A 17622-nucleotide genomic window follows, 5' to 3' on the forward strand; every position below is an offset into this window, starting at 1 on the left:
AAGGCATGGGGCAACACGCGTGCTGCCCCAAAACGGGTTTGACCTAGCTGGTGTACAGCTCAGAACTGCCAAAACGCATGATGTGCGCACGGCCAAGGCCGAGCTTGTAAAAATCGATATCAAAGTCTTCGATCAGCTCTTTCCCATCCCAGGTGTATGCACGCAGATATTGCACATCATCGTCACCCTTCTTGTCCCAGTTCGCAAGCAAAGAGGAGCTGAAATAGACCCGTTTTCCATCCCAGCTCTGACTGACCATGTTGACCTGACGGTCAATGGTTTTCTCATAAATTTGAGAGGGGTTATGCGGGTCAGAAATATTGAAAAGCCGTGTTTTGCCATCCATGAAGCTGTTGACCCAAAGCGTCTGGTCATCCGCCGCAATGGAGATGTCGACCGGAAGTGGAATGTCCGCAGGATTGCCGATATCGGCAACATCCTTGGCCTGCCATTCTCCGCTGTCGTCCTCATAAATCAACCAGAGTTTGGAAGTAAGTGCAGTGGTAGACAAGGCATAGTTTGCGTTTGGCCCCCACGGGAAGCGGATCTCTAGCGGTGCTCCCGGGACATTGAAGACCTTGCGCGGCTGACGAGTATGCAGATCCCATTGAACAATTGTGTTGCCAAACCGTTTCATCGCATCTGTATCTTGCAGCATCTGGCCAAAATCCATCATGTAATTTGACCAGCCCGTAAAGGAGGAGGTCAACATGATGTTCTTGCGAATGAGCGCGCGAATGTCATAACCGTAGCCGTCCGCAACAGCATCTCCCACAGCGACGGCACCCTGCATATCACCGGCAGTTGGCATCCAATATGTGGCCACATAGTCGCCGGCGTCATTGTATTCAACCAGTGCAGTGCGTCCGCCATGATCGTCATCATTGGAAAGCCCGGTGATCATCATGCTGCCGGGAAGGGCAAAGAAAGTGTGTGGTCCAACAACACCGCCAGAATCCTTGACGAAACTCTCAATAGTTTTGTGCAGAGATGGCTTTGAGGGATCGGTGTGCACGTCGAAAATGAAGATGCGATTGGTATCCAGACCGCCCGTCCAGAAATAGCGTCGATCTGCTGAGAAGCCGCCATGATGCGCTTCATTCCGTCCGCCGACAGAAAGACTGTTGATCACCTGACCTCGCATGGGCGAATCCGGTCGTAGATCAATGGTAACAAGCTTATCTTGCTCATCGCCCATTCCCTCAACGCCGAGTGTCCAGACATAAACGAATTCTTCCTGCCCGGTAATCTTGGGCATATAAGGTGACTGACAGGTTTCATCAGCAAAAGCTCTAAACGGTCCGGCAGCCGCTGCAGCAGCAACAACCAGTGCACCAAATTCTCTTCTATTCATAAGATCCTCCCATAGAAATTAATTACTGAGTATTTCGAGTTGCCTCCAACTCGTCGGAGAGAGCCTCCAAATTTGCCCTCTCGGCATCAACAATTGAGCAGTGCTGAATGGCAGCTGCGGCGCGTATGTTTTCTTCTTTGAGTACAGGTAAAATATGCGTGTGAAGTCGCGGCTTTATGCGGTTTTGGGGGCCAACAACACCCATGCTGAAGAGTGCTCCAAGTCGATCAACCATAATGGGCACGGCAATGCTGGTGACACCGTCATCAATCTCGCCATCACAAAGCGCAAAGCCATCGCGCCGCACGTTCTCCAGCTCAGCAGCGATATCAGAACTGTCAATGAGAGTGGCTTGCGTAAATTGCACGCGTTCGGTTCGCAGCAGTTCATCTCGCAGTTCGGGCAATATGAAAGCAGCAATGGCTTTGGCGGAGGAGCAAGCATGAACAGGCCGGGTCCCGAGGCCGGGGTAAATATAAGATATGGATGGATCATTGGGAGGCTCAACATGGATAAGGTCCACACGGCCACCACGATACCGTGCCAAAAAAGCCGTCTCACCAAGTTCAATCACCAGCCGGTGGATCATAGCAGAGACAGCTTTGATCACATGTGACTCTGATTTTCCTGTGAGGGCAATTTTGATAAACCGGATACCCAGAACATACCGTTTGCCGTCCTCAACCTCATCCAGAAAGCCGCAGTGAAGCAGAGACGACAGATTCCGATAGATCGTTGCTCTGGGAAGTTTGGTCATCTGCGCAAGATCGTTCGCACTGACCGGCTTGGCGGCTCCAGCAACAGATTCCAGTAGCTGTATCAAACGTTCCTGCATGAGATTCTCACAATATGGACGTTTGAAGCGTATTCTGAGAAAAGTTTATCCGACAACCCGTGAAATTTGACAGGGATAAGGCGCCTTTTTGTAGCTTACGTATTACGAATATGCGTCATTGAACGTCCGCTAGGTTTGCAGACATCAATCAAACGCCTCGTTGCAGCAAAAGAAATAGCAGGTTAACGTTGCCCCTCACTCTTGGATGGAGGAGCCGTCTCTATGTCGTTTCACTCAGCAATAAAGTCGAGAATTGCAGAATACATTACAAGTGAAACCAGAGTGCAGCGAAAACGGGCCTCCTACGAAAAACAACGAAGCCGGCGAGGTGAGGCGCATGAAGTACACTATTTTCATCATGCTGCGGATCCATACGCTCACCTAACACTTCAAATACTTGGCGACTTTCAGCAGCACTATGCAGTCACCCTGAAGATCCATCTGATCTCCGACTCGCCTGATTGGGCCGTACCAGAAAGGTCAGCGTTGGAAGCATATGCTCGAGTGGATGCGGCCTTCCTTGCCAAACATTACGGCCTGACAGGCAGGCCTTTTGAAGCCCCAGATGAAGCTCAAATCAGTCAAGCTGAAACGCTAATGGCAGAGGAACTCGCCAACGATGCATGCGTGAGTAAGCTGCTGGAAATAAGCACTAAATTGTGGTCTGGAGAAAAACTCCAATCTTCAGTGGAGGGCGACAAGGTTGATCAAGCCAAAACCTGCGGTGATGCGCTCCTGGCAAAGTACGGTCACTATCTTGGTGCGACCTTTTATTATGGCGGTGAATGGTATTGGGGCATCGACCGGCTACACTATCTCCAGGATCGCCTGCATGAACTTGGACTTGGGCCTTCAGCCTTCAAGTTGGCGCCAGCTGTAGCGCAAAGGCGACATTCTCATAGACCGCCAGCACATATGGAGGTCGATTTTTTCCTTTCGTTCCGGAGTCCGTACTCGTATCTGGCATTTGATCGCACATGTGCCCTGGCTGATCGACAGGGGGTAAAGCTGAACATTCGGCCCGTCTTACCCATGGTCATGCGCGGCTTGCCAGTACCGCCTATGAAGCGGAAGTACATTTTGGCCGATGCCGCGCGTGAAGCCCGCTTGCATGCCATTCCATTTGGCCGGATTTGCGACCCACTGGGAACAGCAATCGAGCGAGGTTATTCACTGCTCGAGTTTGCTGAGAAGAATGGCAGGCTTAGAAAGTTTTGCAGCGCCTTTATGACTGGTGTATGGGCGAAAGGTGTTGATGCAAGCACAGATAAAGGCTTGTCACGCATCCTCGCAGATGCCGGTCTGGATTGGCAGCAGGCACGTCTGGACGTCGACAATGAAGATTGGCGTGCAAGAACAGAGAAAAACCGCAAGGAACTTAAAGAACTCGGGCTTTGGGGCGTACCAAGCTTTCGAGTTGGAGCCACCGGTATATGGGGGCAGGACCGCCTCTGGGCAGTCGAAGACGCCATATGCGATGCCACTCTAACTGTCAGATGACGTTCTCATCAGGTGTCATTTGAGAAGCAAAACCTGGTAGAGATGCCAAGGCAGCCACGGGATACGGAAGGATCCCATGGCTTGATCAATCAGGCTCGTTTAGGCGTTACCAAGGAATGCTTGAAACGCATTAACGCGTTCTGCATGCTCACGTGGGTTAGCAGAATGTTTGACGAGTTTTGCAAGCAACTCGGTACAGGTCTGACAATGCGCACGCAGGGCATTGTCGTCCTCAGTGATCTCATAACCGTCGAGTTTTTCGTTTTCTTCCAGTGAAGAGACCGCATGAGCTGTGCGGGCAATGGCTTGCGCCAGAACTTTATCCAAAATCACTTGTGCTCGTCCTTCAAACTCATCCTTCTCGGTGAGGTTAGAAAGGTGAGGGCACATGAAGGTGATGTCCTCCGCAATAGCACTCTTCATCGTGAAGGAAACGTGCTTGAGCGCCTTTGAGACAACCGGAGGCATGCGGCCAACCGAAATGTCATAGCCCGCCATCAGCAGCGAATTTGGCAGGTTTTCAGAGTATTGCATCAATGCCAGATAGAAAAAGCCCGAGCACTGGAACAGATCAATTGCAGCTCCCTGCGCCACTTCACTCTTTTCAGTCTCGCGATCCAGCAATGCAGCCAGCTCACATAGCGCAGTATAACGCTCTCCCATACGTTTTTGCGCATCCTCTAACCCATTCGCAAAAGCTTTAGGTGACCCACTGGCCGTTGGAAACAGAGGACTGGAAGTGTCAAAGAGATCAGCCAGTTTTCTGGCTGCATTTTCGATTTGTTCAGACAAGGTGCATCCCCTGATCATAAGAGCCGAGCATTCAGCTTCCTACATCACAAATAAACCGGGATGCAATGCGTAGCAGGTCAGAGTGGCAAGAGATAACATAATAACGCACTGATAAATCGTGGCTCAGGAAAATGGGCGGACTTGAAGCGATATCGCAGTGTTTCTGGAGAGTTGAGAGTACCCTCCATGGTCAGTCCTGCTAGACCATGGAGGGTGGAACTTACTTGGCTATCCTGGCTAATCGATTACTTATAATAGCCATATCCATAAGACGCCTGGTGTTTGTTGAGTTTGGCTTTGCTCACATCGAAATTGTTCAAAATGACTCCGAGCGTCTTTCCTGGAGTTTGATCCAGGAGGTCTTTTGCCTGCTCAACTAAACCGCCGTCCGTGTGGTTCCATGAAGCAACCAGCACGGTGGCGTCGACAACATGAGAGAGTACACGGCTGTCAATCAGTGGTAATGTTGGAGGACTATCGATGATGACCAGATCAAAAGACTTACTCGCTCCGTCCAACAGCGTTTTCATTGCTTTGGAAGAGAGCAGTTCGGCTGTCTCCCAGAGTTCTCGGTGACTTGGAGCAGGCAAATAATAAAGGTTTGAGCCTTCTTCATGTTTGGTAGCCTCAGCAAAGGTCACTTTTCCGGTAAGGACATCTGCAAGGCTCTTTTCTTTCGGATCTCCCGGCGCATCTGCCGAGATCTGACGACGCATATCGGCATCAATAAACAGCACCCGCTCTCCAGCCTTCGCAGTGTAGTGAGCCAGATTGCGTGAAATGGTGGATTTGCCTTCTCCTGGAATGGCCGAGGTAATCAGCAGTGTCTTGATCGGGTTGTCTAGACGCGAGAATTTGACCCGTGATCGCAATTCGCGAATGGATTCCGCGTAATGGCTCAGTGGGTTTGCGGATGCAAACTTAAAAATTCCTTTATTTAATGCATGGCTGCTTTTATAATTTCGTTGAGTACGTGGACTTTTAGCCATTAAGAAGCCAAAGATTGAGGTCATACGCGACTTAATAGCGTAATGGTCTATCAGTGGCACTTGCGAAAAGAGCGGGAGGCCGATGCGGCTTTCAACGTCTTCTTTTGTTTTTAATGTGCTGTCGAAAAGCTCGATGATAAGTGCAAGCAAAGTTCCGATAATCAGACCCAAAACTAGAGAGACAACGAGAAACAATCTCTTATTTGGAAAGCTGGCGAGACTCGGAATTTCTGCGCGGCTCAATACCCTACTGCTAACAGAATCCATCTTCTCAAACTCTTGAGTTTCCTTAAGGCGTGCAAGAAAAGATTCATAAAGAGTTCTGTTTGCAGCTGCTTCTCGAACCAACTCACGTAAGTACACCTGCGCATGATTTTCTGTACTTGTTACATCACGCAATTTTTCAAGGCTGTCAAAGATTGAAGTTTCACGACGTTCTGCAACTGCTAGTTCATTTTGAGCGGTGTCAACAATACGCTGCAACTCTTTTTCAATTTGCTGACGCAGATCAATCAACTGAGAGCGAACACTCACCACTGCTGGATGCTTATGACTATATTTTACAGTAAGTGCTGCCTCTTTGCGTTCTACTTCAGATGCTTTTGCACGTAACTGAGTAATCACCGCAGATTGTGCAGCATCAGCAAACGATGAGGTAGAGCCACCTCGGACACGGACCTTCTCAATTTGGTCGACTCGGGCTTGAGCTTCAGCAGTTTTTGTTTGCGCGAATACAAGTTGTTGATTCAATGTGGCGATCTGTCTCTCATTGATCGTCCCACCACCCGCAACCTGCAGGTTGAATTCACTTCTGAATTGTTCAACAGCTTGCTCAGAACTGCGGACTTTCACGCCGAGCTCGGACAGGCGAACGCTCAACCATTCACTTGCTTCGCGAATGGCATCGTATTTGGTTGCCAATCGGTCTGCTAGATAAGCATCAGCAAAACCATTTGCTAGGTTAGCAGCCATCTCAGGAGAGTTTGCTTGATAAGAGAGGTCCACAACGGTGGTATTGCGGTTCAACGTAACATTAAGCCCGTTGAGAACTCGTTGCTCAAGACTGGCTGATGCAGGAGGTTCACCGGTGATCTTCGCAAACACCTCCGATAGATAAGAAGGAGTGAGTTGAAACTCTGATGAATTCTCTAAGTCATGTTCATTGATGACGCGCTTAGCAACAGCATTTGAGCTGAAAATTTCGATCTGACTCTTCAAGAGTTTGTCGTCGGAGCCAAAACCACTAAGTATTGCTTTAACGTCAACTACATTCGCAGCCCTTGTTTCAATGTAGACTGAGGTAACTGCTGTGTATTTAGGCGAAGTTACCATAGAATAAGTGACACCAAGGATGGTGACAATGCCAGTGACACTGAGGATCACCAGCCAGTAATTGCGCAAAAACTGAAAAACCAGTCGAAGATTGATTGTGTCTTCTGGTGTGGCATTCGATGCTAGGGAATTTTGCATGGATCTCAATACTCTACTCTTGCGTTGATCCCTATCAGATGCCGGCTGTAGCTGCTTGCAGCTTCAGTAGACTTGAGCCTCTCAAAGTCATAGTAGGCACCGAACTTCAGGTTGCGGTTGATGAGATGTTTTGTTTCCAGTCTCGCACGCAGTGTATCGTCGCGGCGGCTGGTGCCTGCGAAGTCCTCGCGTTTGAAAGAGAAAATTGGTGATATGACAAAGTTCCGTCGGAGTTCGTAATCCATTGAAACTTTAGCAGTTGAGGTGAGTTTGCTGACATATCCGCCAAGTGAGCTCTCTTCCACCGCTTGACGTCCGTCGAAGTTTACGACCAGGAGCGGAGAGGGCATCCATTGAACATCAACATTGAACGAATAGGTTGAAATGTCTCCGCGGCTGCCCAGGTCATAATCCTGTCTGAGGTACCCGATACCAGCAGCGCCGTGCAGATTGCCGCGCTTATCCAGCTCCAGTCCCGTCAGAAACTCAAACCCATTTGAGTCTCGATTTTCTGCACCAGACGCCTTCCAGTCGCGCGCATCAAATTCCGCGCTGACAAAAGCGCTGAACCCCGGCGAAAAGGCGTAATTGATTTTGCCTAGCAGGTTATATCGTGTGCCATCGCGTGCGTCTTGATCAATGGTGCCGCCATCTTTGGCCTCAACGTCATGGTAGCTGTAATGATTTACAGAACCGCCGCCAATGAACCTCAGGCGATTAAAGACCTTTGAAACCCGGGCAGAAGCAGAGTAAGCGTCACGTCTAACACCGTGTTTTGCGTCTGAAGCGCCATCCGCATCACCCAACCCATATTGTTTGGATTCAATGCTTGTGCCGAAGTCCAATGCAAAGTCTTTAAGGACTTCAAGCTGTGCTCCAGCTGAAGCGCGTCCTGACAACGTGGAGGCATCCGAATTGGAAAATACCTGCTTACGTTGCCCGGACAAGCCAAAGTGAATGCGGTGACGTGACATGTCAGAGTTGATCGCAAGTGCTGGAGCAAAGACGCCCACCATGCTGCTCTCTTGATGATCTCTCGTTTTATAAAGATTGTTGTCGAAAGAGAGCCCGGAGGTTAGGGATGGCATGAAAACCCAGTTTGCATGCCGAATACCTTGAGCATTGTATTCTGGGTGAGAGCGCAGGCTATATCCGCCCCCGTTTTGCAAGAGAGCGCTGGAAAGATCTGAAGCCGTCGCAGCATCAAGAGCTGAAACGGCCATGCAGGCTGCAAAAGTGAACTTCATGCCATTCATGTAAGCACCAAGGAAAGCAGATATATCTTTACGCTACACATTTGATTGGAACTCATTTTTTTGTTCTGTGACGGGCCCAGACCGACGAGAGAGGCTCGTGCTAGCTCGATGCGTTTATGTCGTGTCTAATGAGATGAAAGTGACGTACTGTGCGCCTGCATGTTCTGGGCGTTGCTTGAACGATTTTGACCTCACCACCGAGGAAAAAAGCGGAACTTAACCCACTCTTTTCACTCGCAAAGTTCAGTCCTTCTGCGACACTGAAAGTTGGCTGCCCTGAAATTCTGGCATGGTTGCGTGCCCCGCAGCGCTAATGCCTTCTCTACGCAGAACGATGATCATGGTCATGAAGATGATTTTCATATCGAGCCAAAAACTCTTGTTCTCGACGTACCAGACATCCAGCTCGAATCTGGAATCCCAATCGATGCTGTTGCGTCCGTTGACCTGTGCCCAGCCAGTAATTCCTGGTTTCACAAAGTGACGCATCATTTGACGCTTCGAATAGTACTTCAAAAAGCCAGCATGTTGAGGACGAGGCCCAACAACAGACATTTCGCCCTTCAAAACATTCAGGAAACCTGGAAGCTCATCAATGCTTGTTGCACGCAAGATACGACCGAATAAAGTTAGTCGCTGATCGTCCGGAAGAAGTTTGCCAGATGCATCACGTTCCTCGGTCATGCTCCGAAACTTGTAAATTTGGAAGACTTCGCTGTTTAGTCCGGCACGATCTTGCTTGAAAATGATTGGGCTGCCCAGTCTGGTGCGTACCAAGATAGCTACCAAGATCATGATGGGTGATACAATCAGCAAGATAGCAAAACTAAAGACTACATCGAATATTCTAATCATGGTGCACTTCTAACTACTGTCGCTCACGGAAAGAAATACTTCATCCCGCCATGGTCTCAATTTGAGCAAGCCCCCAACACCCTCAGAAGAGCTACCTCACGAACTGTTTGCGTTACTGCAGACCAGTCTTGCTTTGCCTATATCCCCTGCAAAGCTCAACCACCTGCTGAATGACGCAACAGAAAACCAGATCTACGCATCGCATTAGTTAGAGTTTTCGTAGAATTCTTACCAATGCTATTCTGATTTCAATTGGGGTAGGTATTTGATTCCAAGTAATAAAGTCAATATGATAAATATAGATTGTCACATAACTTAATTTATAAATATACATATAATAGTTTAACTATTTTAATCTGCGATTATACGAGAATTTTAACTAATATATACTTTAACGGCATTGAGGTATGTTTCATAAAATTTCCATAAAATGCCGCCCAGTTGTATCCTGCGTATTTTTTGGCGGAAAACATACGTTTTTGCGCTTCAATAATATGGGAATTAGATTGCCCATGCACGACTACTGGTTTTGAAAAATTCAATCTATCCTCTCAGTTTTTCAGAATATTCGTGAGATATGTTAAGAGAAAAACGCTATGTTATAGTAGATAATTTAGTATAATTAGAATGAAATGGTAATGGTAATTTATTAAGTTAGATTTCAATTTGCGTAATCCTCACAATACTTCGCAAAATCATTTTATTGAATTGACTTAATCGCTTCTTGTAAAATATTTACGTCCTAGGTTGCTTTGGGTGCCAAGTGTTCACTGGGAATGTTCAGTAAAAATTTAATCTTACAGCAATCGTGCTCAGGCACTGCAGTGCAGGCCAGCATGGATCAGAAATCAACTTGTATTTGGGTTGCTCAGTCGCTCTGAAGGGGCAGCAGCAAGGGCAGGTGGGTTTGTTGTTATACCTAGTTTACTTGATTGAACAAGACAAATGAGAATACTTCTTGTTGCCAACAGCAGCTTTAAACTAATTAACTTCCGGCGTACTTTGATTGAGCAGTTACTGCGAGAAGGGCATGAGCTGATTGCAGCGGCCCCTCGCGATGACTACACGCCAGATTTCAAAAAAATGGGTGTGACATACATAGAGCTCCCCATGGATGCCACTGGAACCTCTGTTGTCGCTGAACTAAAGCTGCTCCTGCGGATTTTCGGCATTACACGACGGTATCGACCCGATGCTGCACTGGGCTTTACAATTAAGCCCAACATTTACGGAGCTCTGTCTGCGCGCTTGCTCGGTATTCCGTTTATCCCGAACATTACAGGAATGGGCAGTGTCTTTGACCGTGATGATCTGTTCGCCCGTCTGATCAAAGGGCTCTATCGATCTGCATTTCGCAGATGCCCACGGGTTTTCCTTCAAAACCCTGAGGATCTTGCCTTCTTTATCAAAACAGGCCTGATTTCAAAAGATCAAGCCTGCCTTTTGCCTGGGTCAGGCGTTGATCTTACAAATTTCCATTCAATGGCTCTTCCGGGCAACAGTCATCGCCGAACTTTTACACTCGTCGCGCGGATGCTGCGCGAGAAGGGGGTTATGGAGTTTGTTGAGGCGGCTCGTGCACTAGCTCCTAACTTCCCGGATGCCCGCTTCGTCTTATTGGGTCCGTCAGGCTCCGGAAAGGCCGGTGCATTAAGTGAAGACGATATGAAAAGGCTGACAGCCGATGGGGTCGTTGAATACCTGGGATCAGTAAAAGATGTTCGTCCGGTTGTCGCTGATGCCGACTGTGTTGTGCTTCCTTCCTACTACAAGGAAGGCACACCAAGGTCGTTGCTTGAAGCCGCTGCTATGGGCCGTCCCATCATCACAACGACTATTCCCGGATGCAAGGACGTGGTTGATGAAGGCCAGAATGGTTTCCTCTGTGAGCCAAGAAGTACGCAATCAATTGAAACTGCAATGCGGCAGTTTCTTATGATGAGTGAGACCGCAATAAATGAGATGGGTCAAGCCTCACGCAAAAAAGCTGAACAGACCTTTGATGAGAGAATAGTAGTTGACCACTACACCTCTATTTTGCAGGCGACGGCCTAGGTCAAAATCTCAGTGCCGTAAGCGGTTCAGAATGCCTTTAAGGTTCATTCCAGATCAACTTTGGTACGTAAAATCATCGGTTTACTCTTTCTTGTTCGGCATTGGTTCGCAACCACGCCAGCTGCAGGATGAAAGAGAGTTGAGACAGAAGAAAAGGGAATTGGTGTGAAGCAAAAACTGCTCAATGGCTTAACAGGTCTCGTTATCCTTGGCCTTCTGCAGGGCTGCGCTTCGGGCGAGTTCGCAGAACATAACACGCAAAGCCAGATGGCATCTGGCCGTGTCTTTTCACAGCCTGAGGTGTATCGGCTTGGTCCAAGTGACAAGCTGCGTGTCATGGTGTTTGGAGAGCCTGATCTTTCAGGTGAGTTTGTTGTCGATGATCAGGGGAAGCTCGATCTACCTCTCATCGGTGATATTCCAGCTGGCAACAGCAGTGTAAAAGAGCTGGAATCCCGCATCATCACCGCACTCAAAGACGGTTATTTGAAAGAACCGCGTGTGAGCCTGGAAGTTATAAGCTCACGCCCGTTCTTCATTCAGGGAGAAGTCGCACGGCCAGGAGAGTACTCCTATAAGAACGGACTGACCCTTCAGGACGCCATTGCTGTTGCTGGTGGATATTCTTATCGCGCGAATACATCAAACATCTTCATTCGGCCTGTTGGCAGCAATTATGAAGTGCCGGTGAACCTGACAGGTGCACGTCTATATCTGCGCCCTGGTGATAGCATCCGTATTCCAGAGAGATATTTCTAAGCCCGTGCAAACCAAAATGAAAACCATGCGACTGGCTCCTAAGCCAAAACGGTTCAGGTGTTCTGAAAAGGAACCACTGCTATGATCGCTCGCCTGCTCAGACATCAGGCTGGCATCAAGGTGCTGGCCCTCAAAGGCACTGAGGCCTTGGCAGGTGCTGCCATGACAATTTATCTGGCACGAATACTTGGACCTTCAGCTTTTGGTGTCTTTGCGTTCGGGCTCGCAACAATAATGTTGCTGGCAATCCCGATTAAAAACGGTGCATCCACGTTGATCACCAAGCACGTGGCCATTGCCCGAGAACGCAGCGGAGCAGAGCAGGCAGGACCTCTCCTGGCAACAGGACTGCGCTTGTCGCTTCTTTACGCAGGCGTGCCAATGGTGTGCCTTTGGACAGCTGTTGCATTAAGTGAAAACGCAAACGCCTTTGTTGTAAGTGTCGCATTCTTCTCTCTGGCTCTGCCGTTCCTGTGCCTCACAGGCTTGATGGAGGGGGTTCTGCGCGGCAGCTTCCGGCCTAATGCAGCAATCCTTGTCGGAACCGTACTTGTGCCACTGCTCGTCCTGGCAACTGCATTTTTGTTGACAGAGCAAATGCAGGCACAAGGCTGGAGGTTCGCTGTTGGAGCCTACATCGCAGCTGCAATCGCGATCACAGTAGTGAGCCTGGTACTTTCCCGCCCATATCTTGGCAACCTTCTACCGGTCCCACAAGAAGACCGTATGGGTGGCCGTGAATGGCTACACCTCGTCGCTCCCTTTGCAATTGTGACTGGACTTCTGATCTTCAATCGGCAGATCGACACGATACTTCTGGGTGTGCTTGCCGGAGAAAAAGAAGCTGGAATCTACCGCATTGCCGCTCAGGCATCAGTGCTTGTCACATTCGGTGTGCAAGCCATCGGTCATCTTTACGCGCCCTATCTTGCGACAGCAGACAGATCAGCAGCTCCCTCGAAAATCTCAGGATACCTTCGCAAAAGTGTTTTCTTCTCAATCGCCTTTGGCCTGTTTGCTCTCGTGGCACTCGCAGTCTGGGGAGACGAAATTATCACCTTGTTAGCAGGGCCAGAATATCTGGCAGCCTATCCGGTGATGCTCATCCTTTGCGCTGCTAATGTGGCTGTGGCCGCAAACGGAGCAACTATGCAAGCGCTTTATATGCAAGGACACCAGAAGCGCACAGCTTGGATCTTCTTTGCATCGGGTGTTTTCTCCGTTGCTGCAAACGCGACGTTGATCCCGTATCTAGGCATCAACGGTGCAGCGATTGCATCCTCTGCAGCCATTCTTTCATGGTCACTGGGCCTTCGCTGGTTAGCTTGCGGAGTGTGGCGACTTTCTTATCTAACACTCTCACCTCGTGACCAGGAGTGACAGCTCATGAAGCTACAAAACTTCCTTCCAACCGGACGTTTCTGGGATAACGCACTTTCTGTCTTGAACGCACGGAAACGCTTGGGATATTTTCCGAACCCGCGGAAACCACGCAGTTTTAACGAGCATATCCTTGCGCAAAAATGGGATTTTCGGGGGGATCTTGCACTCGCAAGTCGGGTGACCGACAAGGCCGAAGTCAAAAAATGGCTCGCTGAGATTGGTATGGAGCATTTGATTGTACCAACGCTCGGCGTATTTAAAAATACTTGGGATATTGAAGCGTTTCATTTCGAAGGTGAGCTTATTGCCAAGTCCACCCATGGCAGTGGTGAAGCTTTAATCAGGACTGCCCAGAATGGTCGAGCCTTCTCTATGGAAGACTTGGAGATTTTCCGTAGTTGGTTCTCAGAGGATTACTACAAGCGCAGCCGTGAACCTAACTACAAAGGACTTAGCAAACGGATTATCGTAGAGCCTTTGCTACGTGATGAAACAGGCAATCCACCTAAGGACTTCAAGTTCTTTTGTGCAGACGGTGAGCCTTTTGCTGTTCAGGTCGATCATGGCCGGTACACCCATCACACGCGCCAACTGTATGATACGAGTTGGCAACTTCTCCCTTATTCAATGTGCTATGAGCGCAATCCGGTCCCAATGCGCAAGCCAGCCTTGCTTGGTCAAGCCCTTGAGGCAGCACGCCAGCTGTCAAAAGGCTTCGGATTTGTCCGCGTAGATTTCTATTTCATGCCAAAGGGCCTCAAACTAGGCGAAATGACATTCTTCCCAGGAAATGGTGCTGAGCGTTTTTCTCCAGCAGAAGGAGATGCTCAGTTGGGAAGGCAAATCGGGAAAGTCGGCTTTACTGCTGACCAGACAGCCGGAATGCAAAAAACGTCGGGCAAACAATGACGCTAAGTACTTCAAAAATTGCTCTCTTTTGCGTTTGGCTGGCGACTGTGGCATCAGGGCTGACTAAAACCTTGTCACCTCCAGGGCAAGGAATTGGAGGGCGTGTCTCAATAGGAGATCTGATCCTCATCCTGCTGATTGGCCTGTCATTTCTGATGATTATGCGAAATGGTGGAAGAATTCGCATAACGCGCCATTATCTCAGCATCTTACCGATTTTTGCAATTTTTTTCATTTCAGGCACTTTTGCTGATGATCAGCAGGGCGCTTACATCGAGTTATGCGTTCATATATTTGCTGTTCTGTTTTCGCTCGCACTTCTTAACTTATTACCTGAGAAAATGGATTTAGCCTTCGCCAGAAAGCTAACTAAAGCGCTCCTTTTGGGCGCCTCGCTATTGGCGCTATACGGTATTGCAGTACTCTTTGTCTTCCCACATCTGAACCCAGTTGTTGGCGGATTGGCAGGTAGTTTCCGTAATACAGGGCAGGCCGGAAACTACTTTTTGGTGTTCTCTACGATTGGTTTAGCGGCCATATTGTCAGGCTTGATCCCACGAACGTTTTTAAATGCCTCAATGGTTTTGACAATCTTGTTAGCGCTCATCTTGACAGGAAAACGTGCCTCACTTTTAGGCCTTGTAATTGGTTTTCTTCTCCTGTTGCTCATTCTTATGGTTGTTTCACGTAAAAGCTCAGATGCACGAGTTGGCAGCATGTTTGTCATTTCTTCTATTGTGATAGGCGTTCTGGTTTTCTTTGTAATTTCCCTTTCTCTTTCAACAGTGGAAGGTGCAATGTGGCGTTTTGAGGCAAAATTCACGAAATCAGGCTTGGAGAACTTCTCCACAGGCTTTTACTTCAGCAATATTTTGGCTGGCTTTACTGCATTTTCAGATCGTCCAATCTTGGGTGTTGGCCTTGGCAACATTGAGGGGGTTTACCACGAGTTCGAGATCCACAGCACCTATGTCGCGCTTCTGGCAACCTCAGGTGTTGTCGGATTCATGGGGTATTTTTTCTTTCTTTATCATATCATGCGAAGCGTCTTTATTCTGAAGTGGAACAACGAAATGGAACGTTTCTTGGTTTTCTTCTTTCCGTTTATAGTCGGTCAGGCAGGAGCTTGGATGTATACCTACACAGTTCGAAAACGGGAATTCTGGATCACAATTTTCTTACTGGCGACATTTACAGTGATACGTAAGCAGTTACATAAAAAAGTTAATTCCTGAAGCAGGGAAATTTTTAATTCAAGCCCAGATTTTTGTAAGACATGAATCTATTCAGGGATGCAAGTTAGCTTTTCTTCTTGACGATCAATGTCGTCAGGCTCTCCAAGCATCTTACTGTCCAGTGTTTGACTGCTAACGCCTACAATCCATGCAGCAAGGCCTTGATGAACCACTCGACCGCTTGTCTGTGCGCTTGGGATTTGCGTGAGGCGATGTAAAACTCTGATGTCCAGGTCAGATCTGGATGCTCCAGAAGGCGCATTTCGCCGGTGTTGACCCACTGGGTGGCGTAGTGATCGGGGAGGACACCGAGGAACTTCCCACTCAAAATGAGAGCCGCTGCCGCTTCCATGTTCGTGACAATTGCCTTGGGCTCTGGGGCTTTGGCATCTCGTGCAACGATCATGTCGTAGGAGCGCTGGCACACAGCGTGATTATTCAGGATGTCCGGCGAGATTTCATCGGTGTCACATGCAAACAAGTCATGTGCCTGACCGCAGTACATATAGTGATTTTCGCTGCAGACTTTGATGTATTCAAGCTCATCGCGCTTTCGTTTAAACGGTGCGATCGCGATATGCAGACTTCCCGTAATCAGCCCTTCTTTCAAGTCATTCGGAGAGGCAACAACCAGCTCCAGATTGACGTCGTTCTCCTTTGAGAAAAACCGCTGCAACGCAGGGACTAGCGGAAACCCCGGAAGGCTGATCACCGTGTCGACAATGCCAATGCGCAGCTGTCCGGTAATCGTCCCACGCAACTCAAGCAGTTCAGCGTCGAAATCCTCAACAAGGCGGATAATTTCGCACGCTTTCTCATAGGCGATCTTACCGCGTTCAGTGAGTTGGAAACCACTGCGACCGCGCTCACAGACGCGATATCCAAGCGCAAGTTCCAGATCCCGGATGCGGCAGCTGATCGCCGATTGAGATATACCCAGCCTGAACTGCGCCTCAGAAAAACCACCACATTCCACGACAGCACAAAATGCTTCGAGCAGATTGTTTCGGAGAAGTTTCATCTAATGATCTTCCTGTTCTCAGATAATTTAATTACATTGATATATTTCATGTAAACATAACTTATTTGATATTTTTTCTAGGTTCAACATCTAGTGTGCTAGCGGCGAGGAAGATTGGGAACTAGTTCTGTGGGAGGATGAAATGAACTCAATTCTTAAATCGCTAAAGACACTAACAGCTGCAATGGTTCTGGGCACAGTCCCGCTAAGCGCTTATGCAGAAGACTGGAAATTCGCCATCGAGGAAATTCCAGGCTCGATCATGGATGCCTATGCGCAGGAGTTTAAGAAGCGCATTGAAACCAAGACCGATGGGGACGTGACCATCACGATCTACCCGATGGGAACGCTTGGCACACCAACGGATACGGTAGAGCAGGCCACGGATGGCCTCATCCAGTTCACCAACGTATCCATCGGTAATCTGGGCACCATCGTCCCGGAAAGTCAGATTTTTCTGCTGCCATATCTCTTTCCATCTGACGCCAAAGCAGTCTCAAACATTCTGAACAACTCTGAGACCATTTACGGTGATCTGAACGAGGATTTCCGCAGGCGTGGCCTGGAAGTCCTGACCATGTATTCAGAAGGTCCTCAGGTCTGGACCACCAACAAAGAAATCCGCAATCCGGATGACTTCTCCAACTTCAAAATGCGCGTTATGGTCTCTCCGATTTTGTTGGAGACCTACAAGAATATGGGCGCGAGCCCAACACCGCTGCCATTTGGTGAGGTCTTTGGCGCACTGCAGCTTGGTGCGGTAGATGGACAGGTAAACCCTGTTCCAACCATCGAAGAGATGAAGTTCTATGAGGTTACGGATTACTTGATCTGGGCTGGCGAACAGGAACTCGTCACCACCGTTGTTGCCGGAACTGACTGGTTCGACACACTCTCTCCAGACCGTCAAAAGCTTGTTAAAGAAACAATGGCTGGAATGTCAGGTTTCATTGATGGTGTGGTCGCTGACTTCAACCAGAAACGTCTCGACACCATTAAGTCGAACAAGCCTGAGATCAATCTGGTGGTCCTCTCAGAAGAAGAACGCAACGTCTTCCGTGCTCGCAGTGAAGCAACGGCCAGTGCCTATGTAGACGCTGCCGGATCTCGCGGTGAAGAGCTGTTGAAGACCTTGAAAACTGAGATTGCATCAACTCACCAATAATAGGAAGTCCCACATCCCATCACTAAAAGGCGGGGTGTGGGTAC

At 48.7% G+C, this 17622-nt stretch carries 14 protein-coding genes; 7 read left to right on the plus strand and 7 right to left on the minus strand.

Annotated elements, in window-relative coordinates:
- Window positions 1-43: 43 nt before the first annotated feature.
- Together PsAD13_RS15055 and PsAD13_RS15060 are read right to left on the minus strand one after the other, a co-directional pair.
- On the minus strand, window positions 44-1354 hold the full coding sequence (locus PsAD13_RS15055) for a selenium-binding protein SBP56-related protein (RefSeq protein WP_063318668.1): 1311 nt from the start codon (window positions 1352-1354) through the stop codon (window positions 44-46).
- Window positions 1355-1376: 22 nt separating this feature from the next.
- Window positions 1377-2189 carry an IclR family transcriptional regulator gene (locus PsAD13_RS15060; protein WP_063318669.1) on the minus strand — a complete coding sequence of 271 codons (813 nt, stop codon included), beginning with the start codon at window positions 2187-2189 and terminating at the stop codon, window positions 1377-1379.
- 222 nt (window positions 2190-2411) lie between these two features.
- On the opposite strand from PsAD13_RS15060, the gene PsAD13_RS15065 reads away from it, so the two are divergent.
- Window positions 2412-3689: a DsbA family protein gene (locus tag PsAD13_RS15065; RefSeq protein WP_063318670.1), complete on the plus strand. Its 1278-nt coding sequence runs from the start codon at window positions 2412-2414 to the stop codon at window positions 3687-3689.
- A 99-nt stretch (window positions 3690-3788) separates the two neighbouring features.
- Here the strand turns inward: PsAD13_RS15065 and PsAD13_RS15070 are convergent, their stop codons facing one another.
- The 4 genes from PsAD13_RS15070 to PsAD13_RS15085 all read right to left on the minus strand — a co-directional run bounded on the left by PsAD13_RS15070 (window position 3789) and on the right by PsAD13_RS15085 (window position 9051).
- Window positions 3789-4481 carry a hypothetical protein gene (locus PsAD13_RS15070; RefSeq protein ID WP_208986660.1) on the minus strand — a complete coding sequence of 231 codons (693 nt, stop codon included), beginning with the start codon at window positions 4479-4481 and terminating at the stop codon, window positions 3789-3791.
- 245 nt (window positions 4482-4726) lie between these two features.
- The gene (locus PsAD13_RS15075; protein WP_063318672.1) at window positions 4727-6940 is read right to left on the minus strand and encodes a polysaccharide biosynthesis tyrosine autokinase; all 2214 of its coding nucleotides are present in this window, start codon (window positions 6938-6940) and stop codon (window positions 4727-4729) included.
- A 5-nt stretch (window positions 6941-6945) separates the two neighbouring features.
- Window positions 6946-8196 carry an outer membrane beta-barrel protein gene (locus PsAD13_RS15080; protein ID WP_063318673.1) on the minus strand — a complete coding sequence of 417 codons (1251 nt, stop codon included), beginning with the start codon at window positions 8194-8196 and terminating at the stop codon, window positions 6946-6948.
- Window positions 8197-8439: 243 nt separating this feature from the next.
- Complete coding sequence (locus PsAD13_RS15085) at window positions 8440-9051, minus strand: sugar transferase (protein ID WP_063318674.1); 612 nt, start codon at window positions 9049-9051, stop codon at window positions 8440-8442.
- A gap of 945 nt (window positions 9052-9996) precedes the next feature.
- Between PsAD13_RS15085 and PsAD13_RS15090 the strand changes: the two genes are divergently transcribed.
- The 5 genes from PsAD13_RS15090 to PsAD13_RS15110 all read left to right on the plus strand — a co-directional run bounded on the left by PsAD13_RS15090 (window position 9997) and on the right by PsAD13_RS15110 (window position 15392).
- Window positions 9997-11106 (plus strand): glycosyltransferase family 4 protein, encoded by a 1110-nt coding sequence (locus PsAD13_RS15090; protein ID WP_084404727.1) that lies wholly within the window; start codon window positions 9997-9999, stop codon window positions 11104-11106.
- A gap of 165 nt (window positions 11107-11271) precedes the next feature.
- Window positions 11272-11865 (plus strand): polysaccharide biosynthesis/export family protein, encoded by a 594-nt coding sequence (locus tag PsAD13_RS15095; RefSeq protein ID WP_208986661.1) that lies wholly within the window; start codon window positions 11272-11274, stop codon window positions 11863-11865.
- A gap of 81 nt (window positions 11866-11946) precedes the next feature.
- Window positions 11947-13245 carry an oligosaccharide flippase family protein gene (locus PsAD13_RS15100; protein ID WP_063318675.1) on the plus strand — a complete coding sequence of 433 codons (1299 nt, stop codon included), beginning with the start codon at window positions 11947-11949 and terminating at the stop codon, window positions 13243-13245.
- A 6-nt stretch (window positions 13246-13251) separates the two neighbouring features.
- Window positions 13252-14157 carry an ATP-grasp fold amidoligase family protein gene (locus tag PsAD13_RS15105; RefSeq protein ID WP_084404728.1) on the plus strand — a complete coding sequence of 302 codons (906 nt, stop codon included), beginning with the start codon at window positions 13252-13254 and terminating at the stop codon, window positions 14155-14157.
- On the plus strand, window positions 14154-15392 hold the full coding sequence (locus PsAD13_RS15110; protein ID WP_063304888.1) for an O-antigen ligase family protein: 1239 nt from the start codon (window positions 14154-14156) through the stop codon (window positions 15390-15392). The genes PsAD13_RS15105 and PsAD13_RS15110 overlap by 4 nt, the downstream gene beginning before the upstream one ends.
- A 139-nt stretch (window positions 15393-15531) precedes the next feature.
- Here the strand turns inward: PsAD13_RS15110 and PsAD13_RS15115 are convergent, their stop codons facing one another.
- Window positions 15532-16413, minus strand: a complete 882-nt coding sequence (locus PsAD13_RS15115) for a LysR family transcriptional regulator (RefSeq protein ID WP_063304889.1) — start codon at window positions 16411-16413, stop codon at window positions 15532-15534.
- A 142-nt stretch (window positions 16414-16555) separates the two neighbouring features.
- Between PsAD13_RS15115 and dctP the strand changes: the two genes are divergently transcribed.
- The gene (gene dctP, locus PsAD13_RS15120; RefSeq protein WP_063288606.1) at window positions 16556-17578 is read left to right on the plus strand and encodes a TRAP transporter substrate-binding protein DctP; all 1023 of its coding nucleotides are present in this window, start codon (window positions 16556-16558) and stop codon (window positions 17576-17578) included.
- The last annotated feature ends 44 nt before the right edge of the window (window positions 17579-17622 follow it).

This window comes from Pseudovibrio sp. Ad13 (genome assembly GCF_001623225.1).
Classification (GTDB): Bacteria; Pseudomonadota; Alphaproteobacteria; order Rhizobiales; family Stappiaceae; genus Pseudovibrio.